The following is a 23,045-nucleotide window of genomic DNA, read 5'->3' as shown; positions in this document are numbered from 1 at the left end:
GAATTCCTCTAAATACTCCTTGTTAGCAAGGGTAAATTATTTTGCGATTGAAGCATATTTCAGGGTATTCCCATGGTATTTCTAGCATAATTCATACTTTAAGCTCATGAACTTAGACCAGATTTTCAACACCGCCCAAGAGGCCTTTTTGTTTTATAAGAATATATCAGGAAAAGAAAAGGCAGCTTTTTTAGATACTATAGCAGAAACACTAGAGGCTAACAGGGAAGAAATTGTACCCTTGGCCGTAGAGGAATCCAACTTACCTGAGGGTAGAATTAATGGTGAATTAGGAAGAACGGTTGGCCAAATTCGTCTATTCGCGGGTTTGGTAAGGGAAGGGTCCTGGCTGGAAGCGACTGTGGATCCTGCAGATCCAAACAGGCAACCACTTCCCAAAGCTGATATCAGGAGAATGCTCAGCCCTTTAGGGCCGGTGGTAGTATTCGGGGCAAGTAACTTCCCTTTAGCCTTCTCCACAGCGGGAGGGGATACTATATCTGCTCTGGCAGCAGGCTGTCCAGTTATTTACAAAGCGCATCCTGCACATCCAGAAACTTCCAAAAAAATAGCGGATTGTATTCACCAAGCAATCCTGAAATCAAGCCTTCCTTCCGGGATTTTCAGCCATGTGGAAGGAGGAATAGACATTGGTCAGGAATTAGTCAAACATCCTTTGGCCAAGGCTGTAGGTTTTACGGGTTCACATAAGGGAGGAAAGGCCTTGTTTGATCTAGCTAATCAAAGAGAGGAACCTATCCCTGTTTATGCAGAAATGGGCTCCGTTAATCCTATTTTTTGTTTTAAGGATAAGTTGGCAAATCAGCTGGAACCTTTGGCAAAAGCTTTTGTAGGCTCCCTAACTTTGGGAGTTGGGCAGTTTTGCACTAATCCCGGGTTAATATTCGTTCCAAAATCTCAAGCAAAAGCTTTTGAGAAGGCAATATCTGATGAATTAAATGATATCGCTTCAGCTCCTATGCTTCATCCTGGAATCGCTCAAGCCTACTACGACTCTATACAATACTTACAATCCAGAGAGGAATTGAGATGGGTTAAAGTAGCCGATCCTCAACATTTAATCAACGGGAGTACTGCCTTAGCTGAGATCAAAGCTTCGGATTGGCTCAAAGATTTGGTTTTCCAAAAGGAGGTTTTTGGGGCATTCGCCATGATGGTGGTATATGAAAATCAGGATGAATTACTCGAAATTGCAAAACAGCTCCATGGTCAATTAACCATTACTATTTGGGCTGAAAATCATGAATTACAAGATCAGCTATTCTTGTTGAATTTACTGGAGGAAAAGTGCGGAAGATTGTTGTTTAAAGGAGTTCCAACTGGAGTTGAGGTGGGCTTTGCTATGCAGCATGGAGGACCATACCCATCCACTACAGACGCTAGAGGTACCTCAGTTGGAGCTTATGCCATCAAACGATTTGCAAGACCAATTGCTTTCCAGGACATGCCGCAGGAATTGCTTCCAGATGCATTGAAAGATGGAAATCCTCTGGGAATCTGGAGAATGGTGAATGGGGAGTATAAAAAATAAGATACAATAGAAATACAGTGGGAATATGCCAAGCAAGCTGGGTGAAATACTTTTCAATTAGTATTTCTGAAATCTTGGTATGATATATTTCACCCGACGAAGGAGGGAATATTTCAATTTTATTTCCACCGTATTTCAAAATAATTTTAAACCTTTCATTTCATTTAATGTCTCGTAACACATTCAGCTGTATCGATGCCCATACCTGCGGCAATCCTGTCCGGGTAGTTTCAGGTGGAGTCCCTTTCCTTCACGGAAACTCCATGTTGGAAAAAAGACAATATTTTCTGGAAAATTACGACTGGATTCGCAAGGGATTGATGTTCGAACCAAGGGGTCATGATATGATGTCAGGCTCTATGCTTTTCCCTCCGCATAATCCCGAAAATGATTTGGCGGTACTCTTTATCGAAACTTCCGGATGCCTCCCTATGTGCGGGCACGGCACAATAGGAACGATCACCATTGCTATAGAAGAGGGGTTGATATATCCCAAAACTCCAGGATTCTTGAGAATGGAAGCTCCTGCCGGTTTGGTTTTGGTCGAATATCAGCAGGAAGGCAAGAAAGTGAAGTCAGTCAAACTCACCAATGTCAAAAGTTATCTGGCAGCGGAAGATTTGGAAGTTGAAATTGAAGAACTGGGGAAATTGAAAGTGGATGTGGCCTATGGCGGGAATTTTTACTGTATCGTTGATCCTCAGGAAAATTTCCAGGGCTTGGAGTATTACAAGGCTGAACAGTTGATCTCAATGGCCAGGAATCTCCGAAAAAAAATGAATGAGCGCTATGAGTTTATACATCCCGAACACGAACGAATCCGGGGGCTTTCTCATGTTCTTTGGACAGGAAAAACCCTAGAAGAAAGCAGCACCGCAAGAAATGCGGTATTCTATGGAGATAAAGCTATTGACCGCTCTCCATGCGGCACTGGAACTTCAGCCAGAATGGCCCAGTGGTATGCGAAGGGTTGGTTGAAACCTGGAGATGAATTTATTCATGAAAGCTTTATTGGGTCCAAGTTTATTGGCAGAATTGAAGAGGTGACCAGTATTGCTGGAAAACCAGCCATAGTACCCAGTATTGAAGGCTGGGCAAAAGTTTATGGATACAACACCATCATTTTGGATGATGATGATCCTTATGTACATGGATTCCAAGTCATTTAAGAGTCAAGATGCGAGAGCCAAGAAATTAGACTTTATACGATCTTGCTTCTTGTATCTAGCTTCTAGCTTCTAATTATGAAACCAACCATCATCATCGGCGGAGGAATTGTGGGACTCTTTTCCGCTTATTTTCTACAAAAAGAGGGAATTGAGGTAACTATTATTGATCGCACCGACCTTCAAGATAATTGCTCTACGGGCAATGCAGGAATGATTGTTCCGAGCCATATCATCCCATTGGCAGCTCCGGGAATGATTACAAAGGGAATTTCCTGGATGTTTTCCTCCAAGAGTCCATTTTATATCCACCCCAGATTAGACTACAAACTCCTACAATGGTGTATGTTATTTTTCAAATCTGCCAATCAAAAACAGGTAGAAAAAGCTATCCCTTTTCTGAAAAATCTAAGCTTATTAAGTAAGGCGCTTTATCTGAATTTTAAAGATGAGCATCCTGAGGCACATTTGGCATTACAGGAAAAAGGCTTGATGATGATTTATCAAACCGAAGCCGTTGAAAAGGAAGAGGTGGAATTTGCACATCTGGCAAGAAAATATGGCTTAGAAGCTGAGGTATTGACACCATCAGACATTAGGAATGTAGAGCCAAACTTGGAAGTAAAGGCCAAGGGAGCTGTTCTTTTTCCCGGAGATGCACATTTAGACCCTGGTGCTTTGTATAGCTTTTTGAAAACCTACTTAGAAGAAAAAGGAGTAAAGATATTGGCCTCCACCCAGGTTTTAGGTTTTGATAAATCAGGAGGAAAAGTGTCAAATATTCTAACTGATAAGGGATCTATCCCCGCCGAGAAAATCCTCTTATGCGGAGGATCTTGGTCTGGTGAGTTAGCAAAAATGCTGAACTTTTCGCTCCCTATGATGGGGGGAAAAGGGTATTCTTTTCTTCAAGATAACAAACCCGAAATCAAACAGGCAAGTATCCTCACTGAGATGAAGGTAGCGGTCAGCCCATATGGTGAGCAGATCAGATTTGGGGGTACCATGGAGATAGCAGGTACAAACCAGTCTATCAATATGAATAGAGTCAAAGGTATTTTTGAATCTATTAATCGTTATTATCCAGATTTTCAAGCTAAGTTTCCAAAAGCAGAAAATATTTGGAAAGGATTGAGACCTTGCTCGCCAGATGGATTGCCTTACATTGGTTTTGCCCCTGGTTATTCGAATGTATTGGTGGGAAGTGGACATTCTATGATGGGAATATCATTGGCACCTGCTACAGGAAAACTCTTAGCCGAATTACATCAACAAAAAGACAATTCAATAGAGATCGGTGGTTTTGAAGTGGGAAGGTTTAATTAAATGAACAGGTGACCAAAATTCTTGTTCAAACAAACAATTACTCTATTTCTATTAAAAATTTACAAACGGTTTATTCTTTTTAATCTGATTTAATTTATTTCATAACTGAATTTAATCAACCCAAAGAATGAAAGGAATTGAAAATCATTTAGTCTTATTAATCATCCGTCTTGGTGCCGGAGGTATGATGCTAACACATGGCATTCCCAAAATTGGAAGAATCATGGCTGATGAGGTGAAATTTGCAGATCCTTTCGGATTGGGTCCAACCGTCTCTTTGGCTCTAGCGATCTTCGCAGAAGTGATTTGTTCTGCATTGATTATCCTGGGTATCAAAGTTCGCCTGGCAAGTATCCCATTAATGATTACCATGCTTACAGCAGCTTTCTACGCCCATTGGGATGATCCATTTGGAAGGAAAGAGCTTCCACTTTTATACTGCCTGGTATTTCTAGGTTTATTGGCATTCGGGGGAGGAAAGTACTCCTTGGATACAATTTTCAAGAAAAAATAAAAAACCACAACCCTTACGAGTTGTGGTCTGGAAATTAGGTCTATTGTAATTACTTCCCACCTAAGGCATTGGCACCTGCAACGATCTCCAAGATCTCGTTGGTAATAGCCGCCTGACGGGTTCTGTTATACATCAATCTCAATTCTTTGAGCAATTCACCGGCATTTTCAGTTGCCTTATCCATAGCAGTCATTCTAGCTCCATGCTCGGAAGCATTGCTTTCCAAGACTGCCTTGTAAAATTGAATCTTCAAAGATGTAGGAACCAATTCCTCAATAATATAAGATCTGGATGGTTCTAAGATATAATCTGTTTCTGCTACTTTTTCCTCTCCGTTATTCTCTTTTGCCATTGGCAAAAACTGTTCAGTACGGATAATTTGAGTAGCTACGTTTTTGAATTCATTGTAAACCAAAACCACCTGATCAAAGTCTCCAGCTACATAGGCGTTCATAGCGAACTCAGCAGCAGCTCTAACATTGTCAAAAGAAACATCAGTAAAAACCTGATAGAATTGGCTGATTACAGAAAACTCACGCTTTTTAAAATTCTCGTAAGCCTTTTTCCCCAAAGGTAAGATGGTGATTTCTTTCCCGGCAAATTGTCCTTTAATCGCAGCATTGGTTGCTTTGATTACGTTGGAATTGAAAGCGCCACACAAGCCTTTGTCCGAAGTTACAGGTACAATTAACACCTTATTTACTTCCCGCTTTTGAGCAAAAACAATATCTGCTGCTCCATCTTGTGAAGCGGAAACATTGTTGAGAATATTGGTCAACTTCTGAGAATAAGGACGCATCTGAACGATTTTGTCCTGAGCTCTTCTGAGTTTCGCAGCAGAAACCATTTTCATAGCTTTGGTAATCTGCTGAGTAGAAACTACCGAGGTGATTCGCTGCTTTACTTCCTTAAGGTTAGCCATCAGTGCTTAATTGTAATCGGATATAAAGTGCCGGAGGAATTCACCTCCGGCTAATTGATTTATTTTGCGTATTTCGGTGCTAATTCTGCAGCTGCTTTCTTTAGAATTTCACCAGCTCCGTCAATATCTCCTTTAAGGATCAACTGCAAAGCTTCAGGATAAGAAGTATCCAACAAAGTATAGAATTCCTTCTCGAATGCTCTTGCTTTCTCTACAGGAACAGAATCCATCAAGCCTCTAGTAGAAGCATAGATGATAGCTACCTGATGAGCTACAGACACTGGAGAGTACTGAGGCTGCTTCAAGATCTCTTGGTTTCTTCTACCTCTTTCGATTGTTCTCTTGGTAGTTGCATCCAAATCAGAACCGAACTTGGAGAATGCTTCCAATTCACGGAACTGCGCTTGATCCAATTTCAAAGTACCAGCTACTTTTTTCATGGACTTGATCTGTGCATTACCACCTACTCGGGATACAGAGATACCTACGTTAATTGCAGGTCTGATACCGGAGTTGAACAAGTTAGTCTCCAAGAAAATCTGACCGTCAGTAATGGAAATTACGTTAGTCGGGATGTAAGCAGAAACGTCACCGGCTTGTGTTTCGATAATTGGCAAGGCTGTCAAAGAACCTCCACCTTTTACCAAAGGTTTGATAGACTCAGGAAGATCGTTCATTTGCTGAGCAATTGTATCAGACTTATTGATCTTAGCTGCTCTTTCCAATAATCTGGAGTGCAAATAGAATACGTCACCTGGATATGCTTCACGTCCCGGAGGTCTTCTTAACAATAGGGAAACTTCACGGTATGCAACAGCCTGCTTAGACAAGTCATCATAAACAACCAATGCAGGCCTTCCGGTATCACGGAAGAATTCACCGATCGCTGCACCAGTAAATGGAGCAAAGAATTGCATCGGAGCTGGGTCAGCAGCAGATGCAGAAACAATTACTGTATATGGAAGAGCTCCACCTTTTTCCAAAGCTGCTACTACGTTTGCAACGGTAGAAGCTTTCTGACCGATAGCAACATAGATACAGAAAACAGGCTCTCCTTTATCGTAAAATTCTTTTTGGTTGATGATAGCATCAATAACTACGGCAGTCTTTCCAGTCTGACGGTCACCGATAACTAATTCACGCTGCCCTCTTCCGATAGGAATCATGGCATCGATAGATTTAATACCAGTTTGAAGAGGCTCAGTTACCGGCTGTCTGTAGATTACACCTGGTGCTTTACGCTCCAAAGGCATTTCATACAAATCACCTGCGATTGGTCCTTTACCATCAATTGGGTTACCCAAAGTATCCACTACTCGGCCCAACATACCTTCACCAACTTGGATAGAGGCAATTTTCTTGGTACGTTTTACAGTATCACCTTCCTTGATCTCTTTAGAGTCACCGAACAATACCGCACCTACGTTGTCCTCTTCTAGGTTCAGTACCATTGCTTTCAGACCATTGTCGAATTCCAGCAATTCACCGGCCTGAGCCTTAGAAAGTCCATAGATACGAGCTACACCGTCCCCTACTTGAAGGACTGTACCCACTTCTTCGAGTTCGGCCTCTGTTCTGGCTCCGGAGAGTTGTTCTCTCAAGATTGCCGAAACTTCATCTGGTCTTACTTCTGCCATGATATAGATTGATTAATGCTTTTGGATTAGATTTTACTTTCGTAATGATTTTCACTAAACTGATTTTTCAATACTCTCAGTTTACTGCTTAATGACTCATCCAATTGACGGTCATTCACTTTTAATACATATCCTCCGATCATCGCAGGATTGATTTTTTCAACCAGCTGTACTGAGTCCTTTCCGGAAATTTCTTTAACAATGGCAATAAATTCTTTGCGCATTTTCTCATCTATCGGGAAAGTAGTAGTCAATTCAGCTACCTGAATAGATTTATGAACGTTGTATTGAATCTCAAATTCTTTAGCAACGTCTATCAGAATTTCTTCTCTGTTTTTTCTGGAAACAATTTCAAAGAAAGTCAGGGTCATTTCCTGAGCTCCTTTAGCAAAAAGTGCTTTCAAAACCTTCAATTTCTTTTCAGAATTGATGATTGGGTTTTTCAGCAATAAGCTCAGATCTCTATTACCATTGGCAATAGTAGTAAGCTTCTGGAAATCCTCATGAACTTCTTCCAACTGACCTTTTTCAAGGGCTAGTTCCAAAATGGACTTGGCATAGCGGGATGCTACTCTTTGGTTTGACATGGGAGGATCTTAGTTTAGCTTCAAATCTTTGATGAATTCGTCAACCAACTCTTTCTGAGCTTTCTCATCTGACAAATTCTTTCTCAATAATTTCTCTGTTACTTCAAGGGTCAAGACAGCTACTTGAGTTTTCACCTCAGCTAAAGCAGCTTTCTTCTCAGTCTCGATAACTGCTTTCGCATTTTCGATCATTTGAGCTCCCTGCTTGCTGGCCTCGACCTTAGCGTCTTCAATCATTTTATTGGAAGCATCCTGAGCTTTTTTCAAGATGACATCTCTTTCCAATCTTGCTTCTGCCAATAGCTTCTCATTTTCAGCTTTGAGATTAGCCATTTCATTTCTAGCAGTTTCAGCTGCTTTCAATGCATTTTCAATGCTGCTTTCTCTTTCTTCCAAAGCTGCAAGCATAGGCTTCCAAGCAAATTTGATCAAGATAAAAAGCAAACCTAGGAAGCCTAATAGCTGCCAGAAAATAAGACCGGAACCTGGGGTTATCAAATCCATGATGTATGATTTATTTCAGATTGTTCAATGAAACAGAAAGAAAAGGGAATGGCACGAAGCCAGACCCTTTTCAATTTTTGATTAGCTGATGCCCGCGATATTCAACGCGATCAACAAACAGATTACCGCTGCGAACAGGGAAACCACCTCGATCAAGGCTGCAATGATCAACATAGCACCTTGGATCTTACCAGCAGCTTCTGGCTGACGAGCAATAGATTCCATTGCCTGACCACCGATACGACCGATACCAAGTCCTGCGCCAATCGCAACAATACCAGCACCGATTCCAGCTCCCATTAGAGCATAACCAGCAGTCAATAAGATAGACATTAACATAATTGTAGATTTATAAATTGAACAAAGAAATTCCTATTTAATGATGATCGTCATGCGCGTGCTCAGCTACCGCACCACCTATGTACATCGCTGTAAATAGTGTAAATACATACGCCTGAATTGTAGCAACCAGCAATTCGATAATATTGATAAATGTGACCATCAAGGTACTTACTACCCCAATAGTGTAAGATTCAAAGATGAATGCCAAGGCAATAAAACCTAGGATTACAATGTGTCCAGCAGTGATTGCAACAAACAATCGGACCATCAATGCAAATGGCTTGGTAAACAAACCGATGATTTCTACCGGAACAATGATCAACAACATTGGAATTGGAACTCCAGGTGTTGCAAATACGTGTTTCCAATAATCCTTATTTCCATTCACGTTAGTGATGATGAAGGTCAAAACCGCCAAGGTGCAAGTCACAGCAATATTACCAGTTAGGTTAGCAGCACCAGGAAGAAGACCCAATAGGTTACCAAACCAAATGAATAAGAAAAGTGTGATTAGGTAAGGAACAAACTTTTTGTATTTGGGACCAATCGAATTTTTTGCAATCTCATCTCTCACAAAAATCACGATAGGCTCAATCAATGCAGCCGCACCTTTAGGGGCTACAGCTCCGTTTTTCTTGTAGTGTCCAGCTGCGGAAAGCGCAATCCATGCCAAAATGAACATGACGATAAACATCATGACCACATTTTTCGTAATGGATAACTCAACGAAGCTACCTTCATCTACTCTACCCAAATGATCATGCTCGTCAATGTAATATCCTTCGTGGGCATATTCTTTTCCAAATTCATGGGTTTCGTGATTTTGGAAATTGGAGGACATAAAAACCTCCAAACCTCTGTCTCCGGAATAGACAATTACAGGCAAAGGCAGGGTCACATGCGTGTGACCAAAGGTCGCAAAATGCCACTCATGCGAGTCTTTCACGTGATGCATGATGAAGCTCGTCTTGTCTTCCTCTGATCCGGCTGCGAAAGTGGGGTTAGAAAATCCCAGCAAAAATGCTGATAATAAAATACTTAGGGCCAGTAGTTTGCGCGTCATCAACTCTTTAATTTGAGGGCTACTTTGAAATCGGGCGCAAGTTAGATAGAAAGGCGTAGATATCAAAAACTAAGTAGAACAAAAAAATCACAAAGAAATCTCCTATAAACAAAATTATATTCTCCATTCCGGGCCAAACTTCGATCCCAACGAACACCAAAGAGCCAATTAATCTCAGAATCATTGCTAAAACGGATATTTGAAAGAAATTTTCAGAAAATGATTTGAGTAAAAAAGCGTTTAAAACATTGATAAAAAAGGAGATAATTAGAAGGAAAAAATAAATATGCCAGATATGAGAGTGGATAATCTGTGGTACCAAAACCTGTAAAATCAAGATCAATCCTGCCAAAATCCCCGAAAGGATAAAGAAGCGGAGATGCATATTTTTTGGTAAAGTCATGGTGAATTAATTTTTTACAAAAGTACCAAATTTTATTTGGATGATGGTTTATTGAAGAGCCTCCTTTCAAATTTCTGTCCTTAGAATTTCAGCTTTCTGACTTTATACTTCAAACTTTCTAACCCTTGAATTGCTTTGGGCATTTTACTTCCAGGAAAATCAAACCTTATAGCAAAGCCCTCGCTATTACTTGTTTTTAAGACTTCTGATTTTAGATTTCAGACTTTTGATTTTAGTTTTCTGAATTCACTTGTCTTGTTTCATCGACACCCAAAGCTGATAAAAAGCCACAAAAACCGATAAAAAAGAAAACAACAGTATCCACACAGGAAACTTCATGTCACTTTTTTGCTGCAGCCACCAACCAAACCAGGTTCCCGCTCCTATCACACCAAATAATTGAAAGGATAAACCAATATATTTGACAAAGGAATTGCTGTCATTCCATGCTTTTCTCTCCTTTTTTGGATTCTCAGGTTGCTCCATATTCTTAAATAAAGTAAAATAATCCGATACCTTTTCTCTGGTATTCAGTGAATTGAAATATTTGAATGCCTATTTCGTTCGCTATGTAGCACAAAAGAGCTATTTTGGTATCACAAATCTTTGTATTTATTCATGCGGCTTACATCCCGGCTCATATTTATTTGTTCAATTTTTTTAGGTTCCTGCTCTTCAGAGAGGAATACCTTCACCAACCGGGCTTTTCACAATCTCACATCTCATTACAATGCTTATTATCTAGCAGATGTCAAGATCAATGAAGTGCTGAAAGAAGTAAAAAGCAACTATAAAGAAGACTACACTCAGGTTTTACCGGTATTTATTCCTATCGATTCTGCGACTATCCAATCTTCCAATGAAAAATTGGAGTCAGCAAGGGAATTGGCATCCAAGGCAATTGAATGGCATAGAATATCCAAATGGGTAGATGATAGCTACTATTTAATCGGAAAAGTAGATTATCTGGAGGCTCAATCTGATGATGCAAAAAATGCTTTCAAATACGTCAATGTCAAAAGCAAGGACAGGGACCTCAGACATAAGGCATTGATTAACCTCCTTAGACTATATGTGGATTTGAATCAATTTGAGGACGCCAATTTTACTATAGATTATTTGTCCAAAGAGTCTAAAATCAATGAGGAAAATCGGTATGAGCTTTACAGGACTCTGGCCTATTATTACGAAAAAAGAAGGGATAGAAGTGGAGTGATCGGAGCATTAGATAAAGCCACCGAATATGCGCAAGACAAAAAAGAAACCTCCCGAATTAATTTTATTCTAGCTCAATTATATCAAAGAGAAGGTTTGGATGCCTTGGCTTTTGATTATTACAAGAAAGCTCAGGAGGGAAATCCCCCCTATGAAAGAAGTTTCTTTGCCCAACTATATGCTCAGCAAGTGGCTGAGTTGAATGCTTCCAAGGATTTGAGAAAAGTTCGGAATTACTACGAGTCCTTATATGCAGATCAAAAAAATAAAGATCTCAAAGATGTAGTGGTTTACGAAAGGGCTCTATTTGAAGAAAAACAGGGTGATATTCCTTTAACTGTAAGTCTACTACACCAAGCCGCAAAAGAGCCAGGTAGCAACCCAAGGTTGAAAGGGTACATTTACCAAAAGCTGGCAGACATAAATTTCAATGAATTCAAAGATTACAGAGCCACAAAGTATTACTTGGATAGTGCCTTAACTTTTATCAAAGCCTCAGATCCAAGCGCTGCTCAAATTGCACAACAAAAAGAAACTTTGGATCAATATGTCTTTCATGTGGAGAGAATTCAACAAAATGATAGCCTTTTGTTTTTGAGTTCTCTCAGCAAAGAGGAACAGACTGCTGTTGCAAACCAATTTATCAAATCTGAAGAGGAAAGGCTTCTAGCCGAAGCAAAGGCCAAAGAAAAACCCAAAAATTCAGGGATTTTTGATAATCTCTTAGCTTTTGCAGACAGGGGCTCTGGTTCTTCTTTCTATTTCGATAATGCAGTTGCGATGCAGCAAGGAGCAATTACCTTTTACAGAACCTGGGGTAATCGTCCTCTTCAGGATAATTGGAGAAGAAGTGCAGTTAATTTTCAGGGAAATACCGGCAATAATCCACAGGCAACAGTAGATTCCACCGCCACTACTGATGAAAACAATCCCCTAAATCAATTACCTGATATAGAAACTCTGTTAGCTCAGATACCTCAGACTGCTGAAGACAGAAAATCATTAAATCAGGAATTGGAGGAATCTTATTTTGAATTGGGCAAGGTTCTTTATTTTGATTTGAAAGAAATAGAGAGATCCATTGACAACTTGGAAGTACTGGTACGAGAGTATCCTAACAGCTCCAAAAAGCCGGAAGCATATTACCTTTTGTATTTGGCACAAAAAGAAAGAGGAGGAAACTTTCAGCAGTATGTAGGCCGATTAAATCGGGAGTATCCTGATTCACAGTACACCTATTCAGTAAATAATCCAGAAGCAGCTTCAGGAAATATAGCCTATCTCCAATCTTCAAAAAATTACGAGCAGGCCTATGATTTATACTACAACGGTAACTTCGGAGAAAGTAGAAGAATTATCCGATCAACTTTGGAAGAATATCCATTAACAAGAAATACAGAACGATTATTGCTCTTGGATATCATGATTTCCGGAAAAGTTGAAAGCCGTGAAAGATTCAAGGAAAGGCTGGAGGCTTATATAGAAAACACAAAAGATGCGGGCTTGGTAGAATTGGCAAGAAATATGCTCAAGCCACTCTTGCCGAAAGAAGATTTGGCTTCATTAAATCAGGCAGACAGTACCGCTCTGGACTCTGCTAATTTGAATTTATCCTTGAAGGATTCTGTTTCGACAGAGAAAAAGCTATTGGATTCTCCATTCAAACTAGATGAAAATCAGACTCATATCATGGTTTTGGTCATGAGCCCGGAGGAAGCAGAAAAGGCTGTAGGTTTGGTTGGAGAATTGGAAAATTTCCATGCTAAAAACTTCTCCAATTCAAGGTTGAGGACTGGTAATATGAATATGAATAGAGAAAATGCCATTTATATCATCAGTCCATTCACTAATGCGGAGAAGGCAAAAGAGTATTATTTGAAATTTATGGAGAACTTTGAGTCTGCCAAACTTAGCAAAGAGCTTAAAGACCAGGCATTCTTTATCTCCATTGAAAACTTTCAAATTCTGAATAGAAGTAAAAACTTAGAAGAATATAGAGCCTTTTTTGAGGCATATTATCAATAAATATGAGTAAAAACACCAAGCCCGAGACAACTTCTTGGGCAAGTAAAACAATCAAATACCTCTGGATTGCCTTTGGAGCAATGGTTTTCGGATTCATCCTATTCGTGTGGATGGTTTCTGTAAATTTCTTAGGGCTATTTGGTCCACTTCCGGATTTTAAAGCACTGGAAAACCCAGAAAGTGAAGTAGCATCAGAATTATATTCTTCTGACGGTCTACTATTGGGAACCTATGCCCGGGAAAACAGAAGTCCGGTAAGCTTCAATGAGCTTTCTCCCAATCTAGTCAATGCCCTCATCTCAACAGAAGACGTTCGATTCGAAGATCACTCTGGAATTGATATGACAGCAATGGTTAGGGTTTTTGTCAAATCAATTCTCTTGGGGCAAGATGCTGGAGGTGGTTCTACCTTAAGTCAGCAGACTGCTAAAAACCTATTTAAAACCAGAACTGATGCCAATCAGGGCTTTTTGAGTTCTATTCCGGGTTTGAGAATGTTGATCATCAAAACCAAAGAATGGATTGTAGCTACTCAACTGGAAAAGGCATACACCAAGAATGAGATTTTGACCATGTATCTGAATACTTCAGAGTTTGGTTCAAATGCATACGGAATCAAAACTGCCGCAAGAACATTCTTCAACAAAACTCCGGCAGAATTGGATGTGCAGGAGTCTGCCGTCTTGGTAGGTCTTTTCAAAGCTCCAACCTATTACAGCCCAGTTTTCAATCCTGAAAACTCTTTGAGAAGAAGAAATACTGTTTTGTATCAAATGGTGAAAAATGATCATTTGACACAAGATGAATTTGATTCCATTTCAAATATGCCAATTGAACTGGATTACAGAGTTCAAAACCAAAACCAAGGATTAGCTACTTATTTCAGAGAAGTAGTGAAAGCAGATTTGCTTCGATGGACCAAAGAGAATATCAAGTCTGACGGAACCTCCTATGATTTGTTTGGCGATGGCTTGAAAATATATGTAACCATCGACAGCCGGATGCAGAAATACGCTGAAGAGGCTGTAGCTGAACAAATGGCTGCATTACAGCAGAAGTTTTATAAGGAAATGGGAAGTCGTGACCCTTGGATAGACAGCGAAAATAGAGTGATTCCTAACTTCATAGAAAATGCTGTTAAACGAACCGAAGCTTACAGACTATTGAAACTCCGCTACAAGGACAATGAGGACTCCATCAATATCAAGCTCAATGAGAAGAAGAAGATGAGAGTATTTTCTTGGGATGGAGAGATAGACACTTTGATGAGTACCATGGACTCATTGAAATACTATAAGAAATTCCTTCAGACAGGTTTTGTAAGTATGGATCCACATACGGGCCATATTAAAGCTTGGGTTGGTGGAATTGATCATAAATATTTCAAATTTGACCACGTAAAGCAAGGAAAGAGACAGCCAGGTTCTACTTTCAAACCATTTGTCTACGCTGCTGCAATAGAGAATGGATACAGCCCATGTTATTCAGTGATTGATCAACCTGTGGAAGTTTACATTCCAGGCCAGCCAGCTTGGTCACCGTCCAACGCTGATGGTAAATTCACCTACGAAAGAATGACCATTCGTAAAGCGATGGCCAAATCAGTCAACTCGGTGACTGCATATATGATGAAAAAACTCAGTCCGAAAATAGTCATTGAAACGGCTAGAAGATTAGGCGTTACCAGTGATTTGGAAGAAGTTCCAGCCTTAGCTTTAGGTGTAAATGACGTATCTGTTTTTGAGATGGTGGGTGCATTTGGAACCTTCGTCAATCAGGGTGAGCATACCACTCCTTTCTATATCGATAGAATTGAGGATAAAAATGGAAATGTTATTCACCAATTCACTCCGAAGAAGAGACCTGCTATGAGTGAGGAACATGCATATTTGATGACATATATGCTAAGAGGAGGCTTCGAAGAAGAGTCCGGAACTAGCCAAGGAGTTCCTTGGTCTTTGAGAGAGGGCAATGAATTAGGCGGTAAAACAGGAACTACTCAAAATGCTTCCGACGGCTGGTACATTGGAATCAGCAAGGACCTAGTAACAGGGGTGTGGACAGGCGGAGATGATCGTGCTATCCACTTCAGAAGCTGGTACGATGGTCAAGGTGGACGAACAGCCAGACCTATCTGGGTGAAATATATGGAGAAAGTATATGCAGACAAAGATCTTGGATATACCAAAGGCCCATTTCCGAGGCCTGAAAGACCACTCAGCATAGAAATCAATTGTGACGTCTACGAAAAGGAAAGCCAGCGATTCGTAGAATTTGATTATGATTCGAAAAAGAACGATTTCTAAGTAAAAAATCTTCTATTATTGAAAACAGCTTCATTTCGGAGCTGTTTTTTTAATTTAGCCGTATGCAGTCATCTTCATATTCACCGGAAGCTTATAATCAATTACCCGATCATCCGGGCGTATACAAATACTTCAATGAAAGTGGAGATCTGATTTATGTTGGAAAAGCAAAAAGCCTTAAAAAAAGAGTAAGCAGCTATTTCAATAAAAATACAGGAGTGAACCTCAAGACCAGAAGAATGGTCAAAGAGATTCGGAAAATCGAAATCACCCTGGTGAATTCTGAATTTGACGCGCTCTTGTTGGAAAATAACCTAATCAAGAAATCTCAGCCTAAGTATAACATCTTACTCAGAGATGATAAAACTTATCCTTATTTACTGATCACCAAAGAGCATTTTCCCAGAATATTCCCCACCAGAAAATTAATCCCAAAAAGAGGAACATACTTTGGACCTTTTGCCAGTGTCAAGGCAATGAATAATGTGCTGGATCTGATCAGGGAGCTTTTTACTATCAGAACCTGCAAACTTGACTTATCTCCTTACAAAATTGATGAAGGAAAGTATAAGGTTTGTCTGGAATACCATATTGGCAACTGCCAAGGTCCTTGTGTAGGAAAGCAGGCAGAGGCAAATTACTTGAAGGACTTGGAGCAGGCAAAACATATATTGAAAGGTAACTTGGGAATAGCTAAAAGCTATTTCAAACAGGAGATGCAAGCCTTCGCAGAAAGCTTAGAGTTCGAAAAGGCCCACAGAATGAAGGAAAAGCTGGATCTTTTAGAAAAATATCAGGCCAAATCTCTTGTGGCTAATCCAAGTATTTCCAATCATGATGTCTGTACTTTGGTTTCAGATGAAAAATACGCCTATGTCAATTACATGCGCGTCAAAAATGGTTCTTTGATTGTTTCCAAAAATGTGGAATTAAAAAAGAAGCTGGATGAAAGCAACGAGGAATTACTGATAGCAGCTTTAATCAGGTTACAAGACCAGTTTAATAGCGACGCTGAGGAGGTATTGGTAAACATAGATATCACAGAGCCAATAGAAGGTCTTAATCTAACCATGCCCAAAATTGGTGATAAGAAGAAACTGATAGAACTGTCAACCAAGAATGCACTATTTTATAAAAAAGAGAAGGCTTTACTTCAAGGATTAAATCAAGATAAAAAGGACAGGGTTATCCGCCAATTGCAGCAAGATTTGAGTTTACCCGAGATTCCTGACCATATAGAATGCTTTGACAACTCCAATATTCAAGGCACCAGTCCTGTGGCAAGTATGGTTTGTTTTTTAAACGGAAAGCCTGCTGTAAAGGAATACAGACATTATCACATCAAGACAGTGGAAGGGCCTAACGATTTTGCCAGCATGAAGGAGATCGTGACAAGAAGGTATAAAAGACTGATGGAAGAAGAAAAGACTCTTCCTAAGTTAATTGTGATCGATGGAGGAAAAGGACAGCTTTCTTCAGCGGTTGAAGCACTTCAGGATTTAGGAATATATGGTAAAATGCCCATCATCGGGATCGCCAAACGCCTCGAAGAAATCTATTTCCCGGGAGATTCCTACCCTATCCATATTGATAAAAAATCAGAAAGTTTAAGATTGCTACAAAGAATAAGAGATGAAGCTCACAGGTTTGCAATTACCTTCCATAGAAAGGTTCGCAGCAAAAATGCTTTTGGAACTCAATTAACGGCAATACCTGGAATTGGAGAATCTACTGCGAATAGGCTTTTGAGTCATTTCAAATCCGTAAAAAAGATTAGTCAGGCCAGCGAGGAAGAGCTAACCGAAATTATTGGATCAAGCAGGGCAAAAGCTTTGATTGAATGGAAAGAAAAAAATAAAGGGGCCTAAAGCCCCTTTTTATTTTACCACTCCCAAAGGGAGTTTTCAAATTCTAGTAGTTTGTATTCGAATGCTAATGCATCCATGTATGCTTTCATGTCAGGGTTCGGATGATCTGCCCTAACCATATCAGCAATTAAAGCTTCATCAGGATTTGTGAACCTTCTCACTACCGACCTAAAGAGTCTACTTTCAAAAGCTTCATCATAAGTCAAACTTTTAGATATGTTCTGGTAATTAAGCCATCGGGCTTCCGGATGATCTTTAAAGTAGTTATAGAAATCTTTGTAGCGGATATAGCCTATGGTTTCTTGACCTGCATTGGAATTGGTAGCTGAAGGCATAACCAAATGAATGAATTTAATGTCAAAAACCATATCCGAATGATGCTTATCGAATACGAAATCTTCCTTAAAATCCAGATAATACAATTGTTTAACGAAAATACTATCTCCAGTTGCATTCAACCAGAAATTCTCTTGGAATTCAGCAATTGATAATGGACGGGTAAAGTCCTCGTCAGCAAAAACTTCCAAAGCATTTTCATCCACAACAGCTTTATAGATATAGCTCATGATACCATTAGTCTTGGCATCACCAGAACCATAAAGAGAAAGGTTGTATTTTTCCCGCAAATCGATTCTTCTCCAGACACCAATTTGGTACATTTTATCGTCCTCTCTAATCCTTTTGGCAGAGAAAACGGTATCAATAGCAAATTGTCTATCACCGTATCCAGATGGACTCACGCTAGTAGCCGCAACTTGGGCTTCACTCGTCAAAGGGGCTAAGCCACCAGCCACGAGTACGGATAAGAATAAATTTTGAAGAAACTTTTTCATAATCGTATTTTCTGAATTCTTACCGGAAAATTATTTTACTCCGATACGAATGATTTGATTCAATGAGGTAGGAATTTTATTTCCTCTAAAGTTGGTACGGGTTACTTGATTCACCACCACCACTATATCATCACCAGGTCTTGCACTTTCCAAAAGTGATCTCATAGCCAAACTGTTTCCATTTGAAATCTGGATAGTCTGTCTTGGAACATCACTTCTCAATAATCTTACTTCTCCACCTGTTACCTCGAAATTGGCATCTTTCGCCATTGTTCTTCCAAAGGTAGGCTCAGGAGTAGCTAAAATTTTCAAACCTGTAAGCGATCCAATTGCTTGAGCTTGCGCCAAGTCAACCGGAGATCCATTGGACATAGCAGCTACGATTGATGGAGCAGGAACTGGTTTTATATCAAACGTTACGTCGTCAATTTTATTTCCTCCAGAACTAACACCGATAGTTACTTTACCGGATGCTCCAGGAATAATCGTAACCTGACCAGGCTTATTTCCTTTAATAGATTGACCATTACTTACAGAGAATTCAGGCGCATATGTATTTCCAAGCGCTGGAACCTCAATTAGCAGTTCATTAGCACAATCTGCATACAACTGCTGAACAACCTCAGAAGATATTTTTACTACTGGTTGAGCAACAAAATATTCATACTCTACAGGAAGAACTTGATCTTCACCACCAATATTGGTAACAATTTCACCTTTTAATACTCTTCTAGCCAATCCTCTGTCATCATATTGAGAAGCTGGAGTAGCCGTAAATTCAATCTGACCAAATCCTCTTTCATCCACAGTTACTGATCTTCCATCCAACGTCATGGTTGGAGTAGCAGATGAAGATGAAGAAGCAATAAACATAGTACCTTCGAATTTGGTACCTGCAGCTACAATATTAGAAACAGCAGAGATTTTAGCTTCTGTGATATCGGCTTTGAAGTAGAATGAACCGATCGTGTTGGCGATAGTAGTTAAAGCTTCACTTTCGATATTCAATACCTCATTTTGATATTGAGAAATCAATGCCATTACTGCACCCACCGGGGACTTTACAAAATTCAAAGCAACAAAGCTTTTATTCTTTGCTTCTGAGTCATTTTTGAAGAGGTCGATTTCTGCTGCATCCAAAGCAATTGGAGCAAACTTTCTATCGGTAATACCTACGCTAGCCAAAATCTCCTCGATTTTAGTAGGATAAGCATTTAGAGTTTGTTTCATCTCCTCGCCTTTCCCGTTGTTCACGAAAAGGTTACCTGCAACCTCTGTATTTTTCAAGGAAGAACTCACAAAGGTACCTTCTTCATTCTTAGCGTTAGACTGAGTAATCAGCTGCTGCTTTAAATCTTCAAGGTAGCTGTAGATCTCTTTAGTAGTTTCTCGCACTTGCTGTGCTGCTGCTACCTTAGGAACATCTTTTTCATTATTTCCTTGTTGTTCAACTGTGTATTCAATTGAACCTACCGTTGATTCATTTTTAAGGATAAAGTTTTTTGAAGTTCTCTCCATCCCGTCATTGATCAAGACGAATTTCTGGAGGATCTGATTACTTACCTGTAGAGCCAGCAATGCTGTCAATACCAAGTACATCATCCCGATCATCCGCTGTCTAGGTGTCTCTTTAACTCCTGCCATTTGTTTTTATCTAATGGTTTTTTTGTTTGGGAAAGAATTAACCTTTCATAGCGGATAGCATTCCACCATAGATTTTATTCAATGAGCTTACGTTTTGATTCAATTTCGCAAGTTCGTTTTTGAAAGCTTCTGTTTCTTTGCCTGCTTCGCTAAGACCTTCCATAGCAGCAGTCATATTAGAATAGAACTTATTCAATGTTTTCACGTGGCTGTTAGCATCCTGTAGCTCCATTTCATACACTGCATTTAGAGCAGAAAGGTTTTTGGTTACAGTTACAACCTGATTGTGATATTCTTTAGCATCCTGAGAAGCAGCTGACATTTCAGTCAATGCAGCAGCAGTTTTACCATAAGATGCGTTCATGTCTACTAGAGTTTTTGCAGCTGTTTTCACGTTGGTAGCATACTCATTTGTAGCTACTGCTGCATCTGCCAAGTTGCCCATTTTTTCAGCTGAGCTGGCAAGATTTTGCATACCTTTACCTAAGCTTTCAATCAATTCAGGACCAACTTTAGCATTGGCTAGCATATCGTCAAGCTTTTGAGAAACTTGATCACCAGCTCCAGCTGTTGCTCTTGCTTTCTTAGGAGCAGGACCATCTCCAGCTAATTCCGGATAAACTTTGGTCCAGTCTACTTCCTCTGGTCTTGGTTCGAAGGCTGAAAGGAAGAAAATCGCCGCCTCTGTAGTAAGACCTACACCGATCATGATGTTAGCGCCTTGCCAGTCAAGGATTTTAAACATTGCACCGAGGATAACGACTGCAGCACCAATACCATAGATTTTAGGCATTACGCTGGAATAAAAGAAGTTGCTTTTGCTAGCCATTTTGTAATTAAGAATTAAGGTTTTTGGTTTTTAAAGTGTTGGGTTGATTTATCGTCTTCGTCTTTTGCTGGATTTCACATCCATGGAGCCAGACCTTCCGATAAAGGTCATTGCGGTTCTAAATCCGATGTGAGCCTGAGCCACATCCTGATATTCATAAGTTCTGGTAGATGTTTCTAGGTAGTGTGCGATATCTTTCCAGCTACCGCCTCTTACTACTTTTCTTGGTTCAGTTTCCACATCATACACTGGGTTCAAATCCCAAGTAGCAGTTCTGGAAGTAGCAGCATAAGCATCCAATACCCATTCTGCAACGTTTCCAGACATGTTATGTAGGCCAAATCCATTTGGAGCAAAAACATCCACTGGTGCTGTGTAAGCAAATCCATCGTCAATGTAATTACCTCTTCCCGGTTTGAAGTTAGCCATTAGGCATCCACGCTTATTTTTCAAGTAAGGACCACCCCAAGGATATTTTGCTACGTCTTTTCCACCTTTTGCTGCATATTCCCATTCTGCCTCAGATGGCAATCGGAAACTTGGCATATCAAAATTATACTCATCATTTGCGTTCATATGGTATGTTCTCCACTCGCAATATTTTTTAGCCTGATCCCAAGTCACACCCACAACTGGGTAGTTGTCAAATGCAGGGTGATCAAAATAGAATTCCATCAATGGATCACCGTAGTGAAATGAGAAGCTAGTGGACCAAACTGTAGTATCTGGCTTTAACTCATCTAAATTGAATTGTGGTTCTTCTTTTAAAGTGGTAGGAGTACCAGTAGTAAGTGTACCTTCTCTTACAGCTTCTAAAAATTGTCTGTATTTGTTATTGGATACTTCATACTTATCCATGAAAAATTCAGATATGGTTATCTGTTTGTTCATTGATGATTGTGTGAAAGCAATATCCTCATCGGATTGTCCCATCCAAAAAGTTCCAGCCTTAATAGGAACCATATCGTATGGGAGGTTTTGTTGCCATTGTGCTCTCTTCGGAACACCAGTCACTTCACCTCTCCGATTGAGCTTTTCACTTGCCGATCCTTTTTTACTAAAAAGTCCGCATCCAGGTAAGATTGTCGCAATTGCCAAGCCCAAAACGATCGGCATTAAGCGGATATTATTTTTTTTATACATAAATGACATTTTTTATATCATCAAATGAAAGTCTTATTTAAAACCTTGACTAAGATCGAAATTTAGCTGAATTTTCAACAGATATGCAAATAACTTGCCAATTTTAAACAGAATAAATTTTCATAAATTCTCCTGAAGTTCAGCTTTATACAAGGGCTATCCTGTATCTCTTAAAATCTAAATCTTGGAGTCCGCTGAATGACTCGCTCTACATTTCTACTTATATCGGTTAGTCTATAACGCAACATAAGTTCATGACTTGTCGGAGATTTTGCCTCCAAACCGCTAACTACTAAATCAAAGGAATATCCTAAAACAAGAGAATTATCTCTCAACAAAGAATATCCCAAGATAAGGGAAACACTTTCTTCCCCTCTAAATGCCAATCCCCCGCTAATCTTATTCTGGTGAGTAGCAATAACGCTCACATCATAAGAAAAATTATTGAAGGACACAGATTTTAATAGAAAACTTGGTTCTATTCTCAACTGCCCTACTGGTCTGAATCTATACCCAAACAATAAATAGGAATGATTCCTTAATGGATTTGCAAAACCTCCATCTCCGAAATCAAACTCGGGTTGGTTTAAATGTCTAGAACTCAAACCTACATAATAATCTCCTCGGTCCAAAAGAAGTCCCGCTCCAAAATTGATATTTATGGCATTTTCCTTTCCTGAAGAAGGTAAATTAGGTTCAGGGTTTACCACAACCAGCTCTCCATAATCAATCGAACTGGAGAACATACCTGCATAGGCACCAAAACTGATCGTAGTTCTATTGATTTTTTTATGATAGGCTCCTTGAAGATTGATCTCCAGATTTCCTGTGGCGCCTATTTGATCATTGACTATTGTAATACCGTAACCAATATTTTTCCCTTCTAAACTACCCTGAGCTGTCAAAAGCTGCGTTACAGGCGCTCCCCCTGCCCCTGTCGAAGTGGAATAATTTGCCCATTGTGTTCGGTGAAGTGCTGAAAATCGAAAACCCCCTTCCCTGCCTGCAAATGCAGGGTTGTAATACATGCCATTATACATATATTGAGTGAATTGCGCGTCTTGCTGCGCAAAACTGGATTCAATGCTGAAAAAACTGAATATAACAGCAAAGCCAAAAATGTATTTCCACCGACTGCTTTGAATCATTTGAATGTGGTTTTGTCA

At 39.8% G+C, this 23,045-nt stretch carries 19 protein-coding genes; 7 read left to right on the top strand and 12 right to left on the bottom strand.

Annotation, left to right across the window (positions count from 1 at the left end; genetic code table 11):
• The first annotated feature begins 106 nt into the window (after window positions 1-106).
• The 4 genes from BM073_RS06700 (at window position 107) to BM073_RS06685 (ending at window position 4,558) form a co-directional block, all read left to right on the top strand.
• Entirely contained in the window at window positions 107-1,552 is a 1,446-nt protein-coding gene (locus tag BM073_RS06700; protein ID WP_091652295.1) for an aldehyde dehydrogenase (NADP(+)), read from the top strand.
• A gap of 167 nt (window positions 1,553-1,719) precedes the next feature.
• Entirely contained in the window at window positions 1,720-2,721 is a 1,002-nt protein-coding gene (locus BM073_RS06695; protein ID WP_091652292.1) for a 4-hydroxyproline epimerase, read from the top strand.
• A gap of 75 nt (window positions 2,722-2,796) precedes the next feature.
• A complete protein-coding gene (locus tag BM073_RS06690; protein ID WP_091652291.1) occupies window positions 2,797-4,044 on the top strand; it encodes an NAD(P)/FAD-dependent oxidoreductase in 1,248 nt (415 codons plus the stop codon).
• A 127-nt stretch (window positions 4,045-4,171) separates the two neighbouring features.
• Window positions 4,172-4,558 (top strand): DoxX family protein, encoded by a 387-nt coding sequence (locus BM073_RS06685; RefSeq protein WP_091652288.1) that lies wholly within the window; start codon window positions 4,172-4,174, stop codon window positions 4,556-4,558.
• A gap of 49 nt (window positions 4,559-4,607) precedes the next feature.
• On the opposite strand, the gene atpG is transcribed toward BM073_RS06685, so the two are convergent.
• From atpG to BM073_RS06645, 7 genes are all read right to left on the bottom strand, one after another.
• The gene (gene atpG, locus BM073_RS06680) at window positions 4,608-5,480 is read right to left on the bottom strand and encodes an ATP synthase F1 subunit gamma (protein WP_091652287.1); all 873 of its coding nucleotides are present in this window, start codon (window positions 5,478-5,480) and stop codon (window positions 4,608-4,610) included.
• Between the two features lie 59 nt (window positions 5,481-5,539).
• Window positions 5,540-7,117, bottom strand: a complete 1,578-nt coding sequence (atpA, locus tag BM073_RS06675) for a F0F1 ATP synthase subunit alpha (protein WP_091652284.1) — start codon at window positions 7,115-7,117, stop codon at window positions 5,540-5,542.
• Window positions 7,118-7,143: 26 nt separating this feature from the next.
• The gene (atpH, locus tag BM073_RS06670; RefSeq protein ID WP_091652283.1) at window positions 7,144-7,704 is read right to left on the bottom strand and encodes an ATP synthase F1 subunit delta; all 561 of its coding nucleotides are present in this window, start codon (window positions 7,702-7,704) and stop codon (window positions 7,144-7,146) included.
• A 9-nt stretch (window positions 7,705-7,713) separates the two neighbouring features.
• Complete coding sequence (locus BM073_RS06665) at window positions 7,714-8,208, bottom strand: F0F1 ATP synthase subunit B (protein ID WP_091652280.1); 495 nt, start codon at window positions 8,206-8,208, stop codon at window positions 7,714-7,716.
• Between the two features lie 81 nt (window positions 8,209-8,289).
• Entirely contained in the window at window positions 8,290-8,547 is a 258-nt protein-coding gene (gene atpE / locus BM073_RS06660; protein ID WP_026947636.1) for an ATP synthase F0 subunit C, read from the bottom strand.
• Window positions 8,548-8,584: 37 nt separating this feature from the next.
• Complete coding sequence (gene atpB, locus BM073_RS06655; protein ID WP_091652277.1) at window positions 8,585-9,613, bottom strand: F0F1 ATP synthase subunit A; 1,029 nt, start codon at window positions 9,611-9,613, stop codon at window positions 8,585-8,587.
• 649 nt (window positions 9,614-10,262) lie between these two features.
• Complete coding sequence (locus BM073_RS06645) at window positions 10,263-10,502, bottom strand: AtpZ/AtpI family protein (protein ID WP_091652271.1); 240 nt, start codon at window positions 10,500-10,502, stop codon at window positions 10,263-10,265.
• A 132-nt stretch (window positions 10,503-10,634) separates the two neighbouring features.
• Between BM073_RS06645 and porW the strand changes: the two genes are divergently transcribed.
• From porW to uvrC, 3 genes are all read left to right on the top strand, one after another.
• Window positions 10,635-13,256: a type IX secretion system periplasmic lipoprotein PorW/SprE gene (gene porW / locus BM073_RS06640; protein WP_091652267.1), complete on the top strand. Its 2,622-nt coding sequence runs from the start codon at window positions 10,635-10,637 to the stop codon at window positions 13,254-13,256.
• Window positions 13,257-13,258: 2 nt separating this feature from the next.
• Window positions 13,259-15,562: a penicillin-binding protein 1A gene (locus BM073_RS06635; RefSeq protein ID WP_091652265.1), complete on the top strand. Its 2,304-nt coding sequence runs from the start codon at window positions 13,259-13,261 to the stop codon at window positions 15,560-15,562.
• A gap of 62 nt (window positions 15,563-15,624) precedes the next feature.
• The gene (gene uvrC, locus BM073_RS06630; protein ID WP_091652261.1) at window positions 15,625-17,430 is read left to right on the top strand and encodes an excinuclease ABC subunit UvrC; all 1,806 of its coding nucleotides are present in this window, start codon (window positions 15,625-15,627) and stop codon (window positions 17,428-17,430) included.
• Between the two features lie 14 nt (window positions 17,431-17,444).
• Here the strand turns inward: uvrC and porN are convergent, their stop codons facing one another.
• The 5 genes from porN to BM073_RS06605 all read right to left on the bottom strand — a co-directional run bounded on the left by porN (window position 17,445) and on the right by BM073_RS06605 (window position 23,027).
• Entirely contained in the window at window positions 17,445-18,263 is an 819-nt protein-coding gene (porN, locus tag BM073_RS06625) for a type IX secretion system ring subunit PorN/GldN (RefSeq protein ID WP_091652258.1), read from the bottom strand.
• A gap of 30 nt (window positions 18,264-18,293) precedes the next feature.
• Entirely contained in the window at window positions 18,294-19,907 is a 1,614-nt protein-coding gene (porM, locus tag BM073_RS06620; RefSeq protein WP_091652256.1) for a type IX secretion system motor protein PorM/GldM, read from the bottom strand.
• A 37-nt stretch (window positions 19,908-19,944) separates the two neighbouring features.
• Entirely contained in the window at window positions 19,945-20,736 is a 792-nt protein-coding gene (gene porL, locus BM073_RS06615; protein ID WP_091652253.1) for a type IX secretion system motor protein PorL/GldL, read from the bottom strand.
• A gap of 48 nt (window positions 20,737-20,784) precedes the next feature.
• Entirely contained in the window at window positions 20,785-21,879 is a 1,095-nt protein-coding gene (porK, locus tag BM073_RS06610) for a T9SS ring complex lipoprotein PorK/GldK (protein WP_091652250.1), read from the bottom strand.
• 170 nt (window positions 21,880-22,049) lie between these two features.
• The gene (locus BM073_RS06605) at window positions 22,050-23,027 is read right to left on the bottom strand and encodes a PorP/SprF family type IX secretion system membrane protein (RefSeq protein ID WP_091652246.1); all 978 of its coding nucleotides are present in this window, start codon (window positions 23,025-23,027) and stop codon (window positions 22,050-22,052) included.
• Window positions 23,028-23,045 lie beyond the last annotated feature (18 nt).

This window comes from Algoriphagus ornithinivorans (genome assembly GCF_900115305.1).
In the GTDB taxonomy this organism is placed as follows: Bacteria; Bacteroidota; Bacteroidia; order Cytophagales; family Cyclobacteriaceae; genus Algoriphagus; species Algoriphagus ornithinivorans.
Note: the sequence above shows the minus strand (reverse complement) of the source record. Positions and strands in the feature narration are given on the sequence as shown.

Coding starts and splice junctions, on each gene's coding strand:
- BM073_RS06700 (WP_091652295.1), top strand. CDS start 107: ATGAACTTAGACCAGATTTTCAACACCGCCCAAGAGGCCTTTTTGTTT.
- BM073_RS06695 (WP_091652292.1), top strand. CDS start 1,720: ATGTCTCGTAACACATTCAGCTGTATCGATGCCCATACCTGCGGCAAT.
- BM073_RS06690 (WP_091652291.1), top strand. CDS start 2,797: ATGAAACCAACCATCATCATCGGCGGAGGAATTGTGGGACTCTTTTCC.
- BM073_RS06685 (WP_091652288.1), top strand. CDS start 4,172: ATGAAAGGAATTGAAAATCATTTAGTCTTATTAATCATCCGTCTTGGT.
- atpG (WP_091652287.1), bottom strand. CDS start 5,480: ATGGCTAACCTTAAGGAAGTAAAGCAGCGAATCACCTCGGTAGTTTCT.
- atpA (WP_091652284.1), bottom strand. CDS start 7,117: ATGGCAGAAGTAAGACCAGATGAAGTTTCGGCAATCTTGAGAGAACAA.
- atpH (WP_091652283.1), bottom strand. CDS start 7,704: ATGTCAAACCAAAGAGTAGCATCCCGCTATGCCAAGTCCATTTTGGAA.
- BM073_RS06665 (WP_091652280.1), bottom strand. CDS start 8,208: ATGGATTTGATAACCCCAGGTTCCGGTCTTATTTTCTGGCAGCTATTA.
- atpE (WP_026947636.1), bottom strand. CDS start 8,547: ATGTTAATGTCTATCTTATTGACTGCTGGTTATGCTCTAATGGGAGCT.
- atpB (WP_091652277.1), bottom strand. CDS start 9,613: ATGACGCGCAAACTACTGGCCCTAAGTATTTTATTATCAGCATTTTTG.
- BM073_RS06645 (WP_091652271.1), bottom strand. CDS start 10,502: ATGGAGCAACCTGAGAATCCAAAAAAGGAGAGAAAAGCATGGAATGAC.
- porW (WP_091652267.1), top strand. CDS start 10,635: ATGCGGCTTACATCCCGGCTCATATTTATTTGTTCAATTTTTTTAGGT.
- BM073_RS06635 (WP_091652265.1), top strand. CDS start 13,259: ATGAGTAAAAACACCAAGCCCGAGACAACTTCTTGGGCAAGTAAAACA.
- uvrC (WP_091652261.1), top strand. CDS start 15,625: ATGCAGTCATCTTCATATTCACCGGAAGCTTATAATCAATTACCCGAT.
- porN (WP_091652258.1), bottom strand. CDS start 18,263: ATGAAAAAGTTTCTTCAAAATTTATTCTTATCCGTACTCGTGGCTGGT.
- porM (WP_091652256.1), bottom strand. CDS start 19,907: ATGGCAGGAGTTAAAGAGACACCTAGACAGCGGATGATCGGGATGATG.
- porL (WP_091652253.1), bottom strand. CDS start 20,736: ATGGCTAGCAAAAGCAACTTCTTTTATTCCAGCGTAATGCCTAAAATC.
- porK (WP_091652250.1), bottom strand. CDS start 21,879: ATGTATAAAAAAAATAATATCCGCTTAATGCCGATCGTTTTGGGCTTG.
- BM073_RS06605 (WP_091652246.1), bottom strand. CDS start 23,027: ATGATTCAAAGCAGTCGGTGGAAATACATTTTTGGCTTTGCTGTTATA.